The 12,406-nt window shown below is 65.8% G+C and carries 11 protein-coding genes; 5 read left to right on the top strand and 6 right to left on the bottom strand.

What is annotated here, in order from left to right; all coding sequences use genetic code 11:
* Positions 1-54 precede the first annotated feature (54 nt).
* The 3 genes from AKJ09_RS47360 to AKJ09_RS56460 all read left to right on the top strand — a co-directional run bounded on the left by AKJ09_RS47360 (position 55) and on the right by AKJ09_RS56460 (position 2,945).
* Complete coding sequence (locus AKJ09_RS47360) at positions 55-1,086, top strand: hypothetical protein (protein ID WP_146654456.1); 1,032 nt, start codon at positions 55-57, stop codon at positions 1,084-1,086.
* A gap of 226 nt (positions 1,087-1,312) precedes the next feature.
* A complete protein-coding gene (gene icd, locus AKJ09_RS47355; protein ID WP_146654455.1) occupies positions 1,313-2,599 on the top strand; it encodes an NADP-dependent isocitrate dehydrogenase in 1,287 nt (428 codons plus the stop codon).
* Between the two features lie 136 nt (positions 2,600-2,735).
* On the top strand, positions 2,736-2,945 hold the full coding sequence (locus AKJ09_RS56460; RefSeq protein WP_169928519.1) for a DUF4337 family protein: 210 nt from the start codon (positions 2,736-2,738) through the stop codon (positions 2,943-2,945).
* Between the two features lie 7 nt (positions 2,946-2,952).
* Here AKJ09_RS56460 and AKJ09_RS47345 read toward each other — a convergent pair whose 3' ends face one another.
* Complete coding sequence (locus AKJ09_RS47345; RefSeq protein ID WP_240488871.1) at positions 2,953-3,804, bottom strand: fibrinogen-like YCDxxxxGGGW domain-containing protein; 852 nt, start codon at positions 3,802-3,804, stop codon at positions 2,953-2,955.
* 283 nt (positions 3,805-4,087) lie between these two features.
* Between AKJ09_RS47345 and AKJ09_RS47340 the strand changes: the two genes are divergently transcribed.
* Together AKJ09_RS47340 and AKJ09_RS47335 are read left to right on the top strand one after the other, a co-directional pair.
* Positions 4,088-5,707 (top strand): hypothetical protein, encoded by a 1,620-nt coding sequence (locus tag AKJ09_RS47340; protein ID WP_205633983.1) that lies wholly within the window; start codon positions 4,088-4,090, stop codon positions 5,705-5,707.
* 291 nt (positions 5,708-5,998) lie between these two features.
* Positions 5,999-6,520 (top strand): flotillin family protein, encoded by a 522-nt coding sequence (locus AKJ09_RS47335; protein WP_146654452.1) that lies wholly within the window; start codon positions 5,999-6,001, stop codon positions 6,518-6,520.
* Between the two features lie 111 nt (positions 6,521-6,631).
* Here AKJ09_RS47335 and AKJ09_RS47330 read toward each other — a convergent pair whose 3' ends face one another.
* From AKJ09_RS47330 to aepX, 5 genes are read right to left on the bottom strand one after another with little or no spacing between them, the layout of a single operon-like run.
* Positions 6,632-7,435: a phosphocholine cytidylyltransferase family protein gene (locus tag AKJ09_RS47330; protein ID WP_146654451.1), complete on the bottom strand. Its 804-nt coding sequence runs from the start codon at positions 7,433-7,435 to the stop codon at positions 6,632-6,634.
* Positions 7,432-8,382, bottom strand: coding sequence for a CDP-alcohol phosphatidyltransferase family protein (locus AKJ09_RS47325; RefSeq protein WP_169928518.1), 951 nt, complete (start codon positions 8,380-8,382; stop codon positions 7,432-7,434). The genes AKJ09_RS47330 and AKJ09_RS47325 overlap by 4 nt, the downstream gene beginning before the upstream one ends.
* Complete coding sequence (locus tag AKJ09_RS47320) at positions 8,366-9,430, bottom strand: pyridoxal-phosphate-dependent aminotransferase family protein (RefSeq protein WP_146654449.1); 1,065 nt, start codon at positions 9,428-9,430, stop codon at positions 8,366-8,368. Before AKJ09_RS47320 ends, AKJ09_RS47325 begins: the two co-directional genes overlap by 17 nt.
* Positions 9,427-10,581: a phosphonopyruvate decarboxylase gene (gene aepY / locus AKJ09_RS47315; protein ID WP_146654448.1), complete on the bottom strand. Its 1,155-nt coding sequence runs from the start codon at positions 10,579-10,581 to the stop codon at positions 9,427-9,429. Before aepY ends, AKJ09_RS47320 begins: the two co-directional genes overlap by 4 nt.
* Positions 10,578-12,236 carry a phosphoenolpyruvate mutase gene (gene aepX / locus AKJ09_RS47310; RefSeq protein WP_146654447.1) on the bottom strand — a complete coding sequence of 553 codons (1,659 nt, stop codon included), beginning with the start codon at positions 12,234-12,236 and terminating at the stop codon, positions 10,578-10,580. The genes aepY and aepX overlap by 4 nt, the downstream gene beginning before the upstream one ends.
* Between the last annotated feature and the right edge of the window lie 170 nt (positions 12,237-12,406).

The following is a 12,406-nucleotide window of genomic DNA, read 5'->3' as shown; positions in this document are numbered from 1 at the left end:
TGACTTGGTTCGCCAACTCCGATCCCAAGGTGCGGCATCGACATGCGAAGAGGCATGACCACCGACGGCTGGAATGGTTCCGACGTTTCCGAGGATGGGTCTGTCGATCGCGCTTTGCCTCGCTTCGCATTGCCGAACGAGGAGATGACCGAGCCGCTCGATCCGTCCGAGGTCGACGCTACGGCTCCGCGTCCCGCATTGAGTAAGAGCCGCAGTGAGAGCCGCAGTGAGAGCCGCAGTGCGCGTCGTGTTCGAACCACTTCACAAAGCCGACCGGAGTCAACGCAAGAAGTTGCAGCCTCCGACATTCTCCTCGAGGCCTACGTCGAAGATCCCGAACCGGTTTCGCGACGTCCGTCGCAGCTGCCTCCGCTCAGCCCACTCAGCCCGAAGGATCTCGCCCAGATCGAAGACCTCCTGCGCGATGCGCCGCGTCCTCTGCCGCCCGCGCCTCCGCCGCCTCGCCCGGTGCACTTCGCGCTGTCTCAGCCTTTGCTTCCGCCGTTGACGAGCGCTCCGTTCGACACCCCGAGCGTTGCTCCCGTGGCCTTTGGCTCGTCGTCCGCGGTGGTGCGCGCGCCGTTCGGCGCTCCCGCGCATTCGGCAGCACCCGCGCCTGTGCGCGCGTCGAACCGTGGCGTCTTCTTTGCGGTTGGAGCCGTCGCGGCGTTCGTCGCGTGCGCGGTGACCGTGAAGCTCGTTCGCCCCATGGCCGCGCTTCACGCATCGGCCCCGACCGTCGTCTCCGCTGCACCCATGCCGTCACCGTCGGTGCCTCTCAAGGCAGAGCCATCACCTCCGCCCACGAAGGAAGTTCAGGCGGCGACGCTCGCGACTCCGAGCGTTCCTGCCGTGCCCACGGTGGCCGTCGACGCACTCCCCAAGGCGTCGATTCCGCCCGACATGACACTCCTCACGCTGCCTCCCTACGCCACCGGGCATCGCGTGTTCTTGGACAAGGCGCTTCTTCAGAAGGCCTCATCGCCGATTCGCCTGAAGTGTGGAGAGCACACGATCAAGATCGGTTCGTCAGGTAAGCCGCGCCGGGTGGATCTGCCGTGCGGTCGAGAATTCACGCTCCCGTGACCAGCAGGCGGGCCTACGCGGGCCTAGGCGCCAGGTTCGAGCATCGAACTCAACCGAGTCCCGTTGCGCGGCCTGCACAGGTCGGCGTGACTTTCTTCGTCTCCCCTCGACGCGTCGCGACGTGAGCCTTCGCGGGCGGACGACGTTGCTCGCGGCGGATTCACTCTTCCAGCCGGCCGTCTCGGCGTGGTACGCCCACCGCGTCAACAATTCTGGAGGTTTTCCGATGTCCGCGACCCCGAACGGTACGCCCATCACGATGGGTTCTGGGAACAAGCTGAACGTCCCGGACAACCCGATCGTCCCCTTCATCGAGGGCGACGGCACCGGCCGTGACATCTGGCGCGCGAGCGTTCGCGTGTTCGATGCTGCGGTCGAGAAGGCGTACGGCGGCAAGCGCAAGATCGCGTGGCTCGAAGTTCTCGCCGGCGAGAAGGCGTTCAAGCAGACCAACAACTGGCTCCCCGACGAGACGGTCGAGGCGTTCCGCAAGTACCTCGTCGGTATCAAGGGACCGCTCACCACGCCGATCGGCGGCGGTATCCGCTCGCTGAACGTCGCGCTTCGTCAGTTGCTCGATCTCTACGTCTGCCTTCGCCCCGTGCGCTGGTTCAACGGCGTGCCGAGCCCCGTCAAGCGTCCCCAGGACGTCGACATGGTGATCTTCCGCGAGAACACGGAAGACATCTACGCGGGCATCGAGTGGGAGGCGAAGAGCCCCGAGGTCCAGAAGGTCCTCTCGTTCATCGAGAAGGAGTTCCCGAAGGACTTCAAGAAGATCCGCTTCCCGGGCTCGGCCGGCATCGGCCTCAAGCCGGTCAGCGAGGAAGGCACCGACCGCCTCGTCCGCTCGGCCATCAAGTACGCCCTCGACAACAAGCGCAAGAGCGTCACGTTCGTCCACAAGGGCAACATCATGAAGTTCACCGAAGGTGCCTTCATGAAGTGGGGCTACGCGCTCGCCGAGAAGGAGTTCGGCGACCACGTCTACACGTGGGGCCAGTGGGAGCGCACGAAGGAAGCCAAGGGCGAGGAAGCCGCCAACGCCGAGCAGAAAGAGCAGCTCGCGAAGGGCAAGATCCTCATCAAGGACGCGATCGCGGACATCACGCTCCAGCAGGTCCTCACGCGCGCCAAGGAGTTCGACGTCATCGCGACGCTGAACCTCAACGGCGACTACCTCTCGGACGCGCTCGCGGCGCAGGTTGGCGGCATCGGCATCGCGCCGGGCGGCAACATCAACTACGTCTCGGGCCACGCGATCTTCGAGGCGACCCACGGCACCGCGCCGAAGTACGCCGACCTCGACAAGGTCAACCCGGGTAGCGTCGTTCTCTCGGGCGAGATGATGCTCCGCCACATGGGCTGGATCGAAGCCGCCGACCTCATCGTCAAGGGCATGGACGGCGCGATCGCGAGCAAGAAGGTCACCTACGACTTCGCTCGCCTCATGGAAGGCGCGACCGAGATCAAGTGCAGCGAGTTCGGCGACAACCTCATCGCGCACATGTGATCAAGGCGATGTGACCCGCGATGGGAGAGCTCGACGAAGAGCTCAACGAGGCCATCGAGGCCCGTGAGTCCAAGTCGAACGCTCTCATCGCGGCGGTCTTCGTCTGACCACCCGTCGCGGCGACGTTCCTTGCCCTGTGCAGCGTGAAGCAGGGAACGTCGTCCACGCGAGGGCAAGATCCAAAGTCGAGATCGTCGACTCCTGGTCCTTCTTCCGGGCCAAGAGCGCGAAGCAGAGCCTCGCCGAAGCTGCGGTCGACTCGTTGACCGTCCAGCGCGAGATCGCGCATCTGACGCCGGAGGAATCGGCGTCACTCGACAGACAATGGGTGAAGAGACGCGTCTAGCCGACGCTCACTTCACGTAGATATTGCGATAGGCCCACCACGTCGGGCTCGTGTTCCCGGCGCCTAGCGCGCCCGAGCAGTTGGCGGTGGTTGCGAGGCCCGCCGCGGGGTCGTTGGCGTTGGTCCGTCGAAGGATGACGATGGCCGAGCGTTCGGCGAGTCCGTTGTCCGGCGACCAGAAGTTCTCTGGGGCCTGATCGCATCGGACATTCGTCCCGGCGTAGTCGTCGCCGGCCACGCCGCCCATGCCGCGCGCGTCGCGGATCGTGTCGACGCCTTTCACGAATGGGATGATGCCGGGGCCGTAGCCGAGGGCGGCTTCGGTCTCTCCGAAAATGTTCCAGCAGTTGACGGCCCCCGCAAAGACGGCCTCGAAGCGAATCTTCGACCAGGTGGGGCGATTGTCGAACAGCACTTGGTGCCCGGCACCGTTGCCGCTGCCACACCCATCGTCGTTCATGAAGACCTGGAATGCGATGCCGCCGCGACTGTCGGTCGTTTTGACGACCGTGGCCTTGCTCGCGCGCTCGAGCGAGATCCATCGCTCGGTGACGAGCGTCCAGCCGCCACCGTCGTTCGTCATGTCGCAGAAGACGTCGACCGGTGCGGTTGGTCCGTCGCCGTCGGGGTCGATCGAATAGATACCGTCCGGCAAGTCGGGACGGGCGTCGTGAATCGCGGCGCAGGACGCCAGGGATGCGGAAGGACTCGAGCCGTCGCCCGCCTCCGGCGCTTGCGTACTCGCGCCATCATCCCCGCCAGCATCGGAGGTCTGGATGTCGCTCTCCGCGGAGTCCGCGAATCCGTCGAGCGACCGAAAGGAGCACGCTGGCGCGAACGGAAGAACGACACTCCCCATGAACGCCACGGATCGTACGAATCCAACTGCGCGTGACGGAGCCGTCGGCATGAGCGCCATTCTCCCATGGTGAGCGTATCACCGGACTGTGGACTCCATTCCACGGTGGCCGCAGAAAGGAGCCTATTTTCTCGGACCGCGAGACGAAAGGGTGACGTGTCGGGCGATGGGGGCTCACTAGGCTGCTCCGAACATGTCTTTTCGTCGCTCGCGTGAAGTTGGGTGTCTTGGTTCGTATTCGTCACCCAGGGGGTTTGACCGCCACTTCGCGGGAAGCACGGTCGTGCTCGCGGTGCTCGCGTCGCTTGCGTCGCTTGCGGCATGCGGTGACTCGTCGTCGGGCGATCCGGGCAGCCTGGGGACGACCGGAAAGGACGCCGGGGGCGGCAGCAACTCGGAGGCGAGCACAACGCAGCCAGGACAAGATGGGAGCACTCCGCAGAAGGACGCCGGGGCGAACGACGCGGCCGACGACGGCGGGGGGAAGGAGAAGGGGCCGCCGCCGATCTCGCTTCCCGTGAACTTCACGCGACCCGACGTGGGAACGCCGCTGACGCCTGCGGAGCTCGCAGCGGCGACGGACAAGCTCATCGATCTCATCAAGGACACGCACTACTTCGATGTGGTCGAAGAGCGTGTCCACGGCTGGCCGCAGAACGTGCCGGGCTACTGGTACGGCACGTGGTGGAGCGGCGTCGACATCAGCAAATCGAACGGCAAGGTCACGTACACGCACGGGCCGACCGGCGCGGACAACAACGGTCTCCGAACGCCTCCGTACTTCGAGGGCGCTTGCTATGCGCACTTGATGTGGGGCCAGCCGCAGACGGCGATGCTCGTGCGCAAGATGGCGCGCGGTATGTCGTCGTGGGCGCTCGCGATGCGCCTCAGCACCGTCGACAGCAACCCGCAGATGCTCACGCGTGTATCGTATCCGGCGAGCATGACGTCGACCGAGAACGGTCGCGAGTTCTTCATCAATTACGACGGTGACCGCCCGGGGCAAGACGTGCCCCCGTCGGACTACGTGCATGTTCCAACGAACCCGACCTTCGGCGACATCTGGATCAAGAACAACCGCTCGAAGGACGACATGGGGCACATCTTCCGAGGCCTCGGAGAGGCGCAGTCGTGCGTGTCGCGACTCGATGCCGATGGTCAGGCCGACCTCGCGCAGTTCAAGAGCCTCTACAAGGACTGGAGTCTTGCGGTCGAAGCCAACGGTTGGGGAATCGCCACGCTCGACAAGGGCCTGAACGTAACCACTCCGTCTGCCGAGCTCGCGCACTACTATCTCTTCGGCGCGACGGGCGAGTGCACGGGCCCCCTCATGATGCGGATGCTTGGTCACGGCGATCCCGGCTCTCTCGATTGCGGCCAGGGCTGGGGCCTCGCCGAAGCACTTGCGACGGCGAACGCCAAGAACAGCGTACGCCAGATCATGCGTACCCACCACGAGGCGGCCGCGAACATGGCGCTGATGGCCGGTCAAAACACGGCGGCACTCGCGTTGCTCCAAGGCCTCGCGGCGCGCCTCGAGGCGGATCTCCAAGGCGCTCAGAAGACGCCGCCGCCCGACAACCAGCAACCGAAGGACGTCGTCTCGCTCGCGCTCCACGCGGCCAACGTGGGCGTGCCGCTCACGTCGAACGAAGTGCGCTTTCTCCACACGCGCCTCGAGATCGCCTGGAACAGCTACCGCTCGCCCGGTATGGCGAACCTCTACAAGATCTGGGATCCCTCCACGCCGGACGGCAGCTACAGCTACGAGCCCTACGGCGACGGCTTCGGCTTCGAGGACATCGGTGTCTTCATCGGCTCGTGTGCTTCGCCGAATCGCAATCCCTCGGCCCGCCCGATCCTCGATTGCGCGAAGCTCTTGGCGGCGTTCCCCCAGAACTGAGAGCGCTTCGCAAAGACCTCGTGCTTGTCGGACTCGTTGTCTCGAACGTTCGCGTTCGGGACAGGAGTCCGCAAGCGTGACGGGCGCGTGGCCGCACTTCCTCGTTGCCGGCTGTGCTTCACCCGTGACGCGAGGCGATGGCTAAGCGACGCGGACTCGGAAAAACTGAGCCACGCGAGCGATCGTGAAGTCTGGGCACGAGGGTTGCCCTGGTGGACTGCGGCAGTATCGGGCGTCGGAGACGACGACTTTGCTCCGGCGCTGCCGCCCTCAAGAAGGAGGATCACGATCATGATGACGATTCGAATGCACGTCGTGAGCGGAGCCCTGATCTCGAGCTTTATCCTCGGTGCCGGCGCTCTCGCAGGCTGCGAGCGCCGCGGCAACGACGAGCAACAGCGCGCGGAGCAGGCAAAGCGCGAGGCCGCCAAGAAGACCGGAGAAGCCGAGAATGCCGCGCAGACGGAGGTGACGTCGGCTCAGATGGAGGCCGATAAGAAGGTCGCGAAGGCAACCGGCGACTTCGAGAAGACGCGCTCTTCCTACCGAAACGACTTCAACAAGGGCATGGCCGAACTCGACAAGAAGGTCGACAAGATCGAAACGCACTCCAAGACCGCAACCGGAAAGACCAAGTCGGAAATCGACGCTGCGATGCCCAACATCCTCGAGAAGCAGAAGGCGCTTCACCAGGACCAGGGCATGATCGACTCCGCGACCATGCAGACCTGGCAGGCCACCAAGGACAAGCTCGATACCGACAAGAAGGCCTTGTCGGATGCCATCGACAAAGTTCCGATGACGGCTCGCTGAGCGCACACGTTTCGACCAACGTGATCGGTGAGCTATCCGGCGTGGCGCCGGCTCGTCGCTCTTGCCCCCTCTAGGAGACAGCGGAGCAGCGACGGGCCGGCGTGTCGTGCTTCAAGGGAGCTTGTCGCGCCAGCGCGGGACCATCTCGCGACGAACCACGACGTACTCGTCGGGCGTGTCGCACTCCATGCAGCGTGCGTCGTCGTCGAAGACCACGGCGTCGAGCGCGCCGGCGGCCATGAGGCGGCCGGTGATGTCTTCGTGCTCGGTACGCGTCTTCGCGGTCGAGAACTTCATGCACCACGCGGAGGCTGCGAGCCAGAAGGCGTGATCTTCCGGCTCGAGGAGCAGGAGGCCCGTCGCTTCGCCCATGCACGTGAGCCCACGCACGAGCGGCGTGTTCAGGAGGCCCTTGCCGTGCATGCGCGGCGTGCCGCGCTCGTCGCCGAAGACCATGACCTCTTCGTCGGTCTCACGGAAGGCGCCGCACACGAGCGTCTTCGAACGGCCGCCCTTTGCGGCGAGATCGCCGAACAGTGACGGATCGTAGACGACGTCGGCGTCCATCAGGACCACGCGCGACTTGCCGTCGAGGATGTTGTGCTCGCTCGTGAAGGCGAGGTGGGTGGAGTGGCCGCTGCCCGACACGTCGCCGGGGAAGTCGTTCATGATCCACGTGGCCGGGACGTTCTCCATCGCGGCGACCTTGGTCCCGAACGTGGCCTTGCTGCCGACGAGGTAGATCTCCTTCGCGCCGTGCGCGGCAAGCGAACGGAGGTGCCAGTCGACGAAGGTGAGCTTGCCGGAGTCGTCGAGCGGCAAGAGGGGCTTGGGAATGTTGCTTCCTTCGCCCGCGATGCGCTTGCCCATGCCGGCGGCGAGGATGATCGCCTTGTCGATACGTGTGCTGCTCATGCGTCACCTCCGGCGCCTGCGTCGAGTTTCGTGGTCCGAGCCTCTGCTGCGCCGCGCGTGCCGAGGACGCGTCGCGTGAGAACGAGGGCCGACGTGAACATCACGAAACCGTAGCCCAGGGCGACGATCTCCGCGTTCAGCACGGCGCCAAAGAGAATTCCGATGTGGAGCAGCGCGAGCGCGTTGTCCCACGAAAGTACGCCGATGAGCTTCACCAGGAAGCGCACGCTGGGGGTGCCGGCGCGCGAAACGACCGTGCCGACCGCGTTGCCGCCGACGTAACGCGGCTCGTACAAGCGAACCTGCCAGCGATCGAACCAGATGCCGAAGCGCGTGATGCCCGTGGCGCGTCCACTGCGCACGAGCGCGTATTTCTGCTCGAGCTCGTCGGCGATGGCATCGCGACCGTCGCGCAAGGCGGAGCCGAGGCGGCGCTTGTAGAAGTCGTACGCGTGGCCGTTCATCGCGCCCGTCGCCAGCAAAATGGCGCCGAAGGCCGCGATGGGGCCGAGCTCGGTGCCCGGACGATGACGATAGACGTGGACCGTCATGCCGATGCACAGCGCGATGAACCCGACGGCGTCGCCGAGCTCGTCGAGCGTGCGCCCGCGAGGCGACGACAGCTTCTTCGCGCGTGCGAGAACGCCGTCATAACAGTCCAGCACCATGCGAGCCTCGAGAAAGAGGAACGCCACGACGAGCTGCCAGCGCGAGCCGAATGCCACGAGGGTGGCCCCCGCGATGCCGACCAGCGTGTGGATGTACGTGATGTGATCGGGGCGGAGCGGTAGCCCCCCGGCCACGCGCAGAAGGGCGCGCGCGGCGGGGTAGCGGTACCAGCGGTTCAGCGGATCATCGAGGTTCTCGGCGAGCGCGCGGCGCTCCTCGAGCGAGATCGTCGCCCCTGAGCCGACGAGAGAAGAGCTTTCGTCAGCCGAGTGCGCCACGAAGTGAGGCCGCGAGGCGGTCGATGTCGGCGGTCGAGAGGTCTCCCATGACTGCGATACGGAAGATGGCTCCATCGAACTTTCCCTGTCCGGCATAGATGACGAAGCCATCGCTCTTGAGTCGCGCGTGAAGCGCCTCGTACGTCTTGCCTTCCGGCAGACGGAAGGAGGTGAGCGTGGATCCGTAAGCGTCGTCACGATCGAGAAGCAGATGGATGCCGAGCTCGGCCAGCACGTTGCGAACCCGCGTGGAGCGCGCCTTGTACGTCTCGTGGCGCTTCTTCCAGCCGCCCTCTTCGGCGAGCTCGGCGAGTGCCTCGTCGAACGCGGCCATCACGTGTGTGGGCAGGGTGAACGGCGCCGAGCCCTTCTTCTGCTCGTTCGCGTGACGGACGAGGTCGAGGTACACGCTGGTCGCGAAACCGGGGCGGGCGAGGGCCTCTTCGCGCGCCAGCACGAAGGAGACGCCCGGCGCGCCGTGCACGCACTTGTTGGCGGTGGCCGCGAGGGCCTCGATGTTCCAGTCCACCATGCGGATCTCTTCGCCGGCGAAGCTCGAGACCGCGTCGAGGAGCATGGGAACGTCGAAACGCTTGCAGAGTGCACCGAGTGCCGCGATGTCGTTGAGGCGACCCGTGGTGGTCTCGTGGTGCACGGCGAGCACGTGGCCGTAGGTGCCGCTCGCGAGCGCCTTCTCGACGCCGGCAAGGTCCATCGCGTTCGTCCAGGCGGCGGAGGCGACGACCTCGTGCGGCTTGTTCTGCGCACGGAGCATGGCCGCCATGCGCTCGCCGTAGACGCCGTTGGCGACGACGAGTGCCTTCTTGGCCGGCGAGACGAGCGTGAGCATCGCCTCGACGGCCGACGTGCCCGAGCCCCCGAGGAGCACCGGACGGAAGCCGGGCTCGCCGTAGATCGCGGCGATGCGCCCGCGAACGCGCTCCATGAGAGCGGAGAACTCGGGCTCGCGGTGGCAGACGTCGTCCGAAGCGAGCGCACGGCGCACGCGGTCGGTCATCGAGACGGGACCCGGGTTGAGAAGCTTCATGCTGCACCTCCCGTGAGCTTGCGGATGCGGCCCGCCACTTCGCGCGGAGTCACCTTCGGACGCGGGAGATCGTCGGGCACGCCGTGGCGCGTCTTCAGATAGACGAAGCGGAGGCCTTCGCTGCGATTGGCGAGCTTGTCTTCGAGCTCCTTCGCCGTCGTGACCGTCTCGACGCTCGGATAGCCCGCCGCGCGCGCAACGCCCGGCAGATCCATCGAGTGCGTCACGGTCGACTGGCCGCCCGTCGACTCGTGCGCCTCGTTGTCGAGCAGCACGTGGACGAGGTTGCCCGGTCGCTCGTAGCCGACCGTGGCGAGGGCTCCCATGCGCATCAGCATCGCGCCGTCACCGTCGAGGACGACGATGCGACGATTCGGCTGCGCCCACGCGAGGCCGAGCGCGATGCTCGACGCGCAGCCCATCGACCCAACGACGTAGAGCTGATTGTGACGGTCTTCGCAGGCGTAGAGCTCACGGCCCGTGAAGCCCGTGGTGGCGATGACGACGTCGTCGGGGCGTGCGGTCGCCTGCACGGCGCGGAGCGCTTCCTGACGCGAGGGGCGATCGGCCTTCGGCAGATCGGCGACGGGCGCCTGCGCGGGTGCGGTGACCGTGGGACGCGCGACGGGCTTCGACGTGAGCTTGTGCGGCGCGACGCTGTCCTTCTTCATGACGAGGCAGAAGGGCAGGCCCGTCTTCGTCATGTGGGCGAACGCCTTCTCGAGGACGCCGGCCACTTCGGATTCCTCGCGTGGAAACCAGTCCCAGGCGACGTTCATCAGCTCGAGCATCTGGGTCGTGATCTGACCCATGAGCTCGTGCTGGGGCTCGTCGTGCGGCCCGCCCGGCTCGCCACGCAGCGTGACGATGAGGAGGACCGGGATCTGGAAGATCGCGTTGAGCGAGGTGAGCGGGCTCACGGCGTTGCCGAGCCCGGAGTTCTGCATCATGACGATGGCGCGCTTGCCACCGAGCTCGGCGCCCGTGGCGATGGCGACGGCATCACCTTCGTTCGTCGCACCGATGTACGTGAGGTCGGGCGCGTCGATGACGTAGTTGATGAACGGCTTGACGTACGAGCACGGCACGCCGGTGTAGAGCGAGAAGCCCGCGAGCTTCGCGGTCTCGCAGAAGGAACGCGCTTCGATCATTTGAAGGTGCTCCCGGTGACGACGTCACCGATGGTGTCGATGTCGAGCCAGCCGCCACGCGAGTACACGACGCGAACGGTCATGCCGTCGCGGACGAGACGACGAAGGAGGTCAGGGACCTTGATCGTTTCGAGCTCGGATGCCGGCATGCCGTCGAGGATCTCGCGCACGAACTTCGCGCCCTGCGTCGAGAGCTTGAGGAGGCCGGTCCACTCGCCGGTGATGCCGGCAGCCGTGGGATCGGTGGTCATGTCCTTGAGGACGACCTGGTTGAAGAGCGCCTTGCGGGAGTGGGGCTCGCTGCAGATCGCCCAGTCCGAGCGGCGGACCGGCTCGTTCTTCGCGAGCGCGGCGGCCGCGTTGGCCGAGGCCTCGTCCGCGGGGAGCGAGTCGACCGCGACGACGAAGTCACCTTCGGCGTCGAGGAGCTCGTCGAGAACGTACTTCTTGAAGAGAACGTCGCCGTACGAGACGACGCACGGGCCGTCGAGGCTGGCCTTGGCGCAGGCCAGCGAGGCGACTTCGCTCGTCGTGGCATACGCGTCGTTGTCGACGTAGGTGGCGCCGGTGATGTCGACCGTCTTCTTGGCGAAGCCGCGCACGACGATGAGGTCACGCACACCAGCTGAGCGGTACGCGTCCATGATGTGGCCGAGAATCGGCTTGCCCGCGATCGGCACCATGCACTTCGGGCGATCGGTGACGAGCTCGCCGAGCTCTTTGCCCTGACCCGCGGCGAGGACGATGCCGCGCGCAACCGGGCCGCCGCGCGGGAGATACGCCTTCTCTGCCTGCTCGAGCTCGTTCTCGCCCTGGAGGCGGAAGACGTCGGCGAGCGGAGCCACGCGCTCCTCGACGTTCATGAGGTGCTCGTCCTGGAAGATCTGCTTCACGGTCGCCTGCATGGCCGTGATAGCCGAGCGCATGGCGTGGTTCGCCCAGATGACGATCTTGAAGCCGGCCTCGCGGAACACGTCCGTGGGCGTGCGGTAGTACTTGGTCGGGACGATGACGAGCGGGAGGCGGTCGCCCCACTCCTTCTTGAACGCCAGGATCTCGTCCGCGTGGCGCTCTTTGCTGTGGATGAGGATCGCGTCGGCGCCGGCCTTGCGGTAGGCCTCGCCGCGCTTGAGCGCCTCTTCGAGGCCGTGGCCCGCGATGAGCGCTTCGACACGCGCGACGACCACGAAATCCGAGTCCGTCTGGGCTTCCTTGGCCGCGCGGATCTTGCCGGCGAACTCTTCGATGTCCGCGAGCGGCTGCGCCGTCGAACGGAGGAAGCTGTTCGTCTTCGGGAAGATCTTGTCTTCCATGCAGACGCCGGCGATGCCGCGCTGCTCGAGCTTGCGAACGAGTCTACGCGCCGAGTTGAAGTTGCCGTAGCCCGTATCGCCGTCGAGCAGGATCGGGATCGTCGTGGCATCGGCCATGAACTCGACGACCTCGAGCACCTGCGTCCAGCTCGCTTCGTTGTTGTCGCGAACACCGAGCGCGGCCGAAATCGAGAGGCCCGAGCCCCAGATACCTTGGAAGCCCGCCTCCTCGACGATCTTCGCGGACAGGCCGTTGTGAGCCTCCATCAGGAAGGAGAGCCCTTGGCCCTCGAGCATCTGACGGAGACGGGTGGTCTTCTTCGAAGCAACTGGTTGAACCATTAGATCACCTGCCTAGCAAACATCTAACCAGCCCTGCGGCGCGTCGTCGAGGGGCTGGGGTAACTCGGAAGTCGGACCGCGTCACGCCACTTTTCGCCACGATCGCGTTGGCTGAGCTCCGGCCACTCGTACCGAACTGGTGCGTCACCTGCGGCCGCCCTTACGCAGCG

The organism is Labilithrix luteola, from assembly GCF_001263205.1.
GTDB classification, from domain to species: Bacteria; Myxococcota_A; Polyangia; order Polyangiales; family Polyangiaceae; genus Labilithrix; species Labilithrix luteola.
The sequence above is the reverse complement of the archived record's forward strand: the minus strand, read 5'-3'. Positions and strand labels throughout refer to the sequence as shown.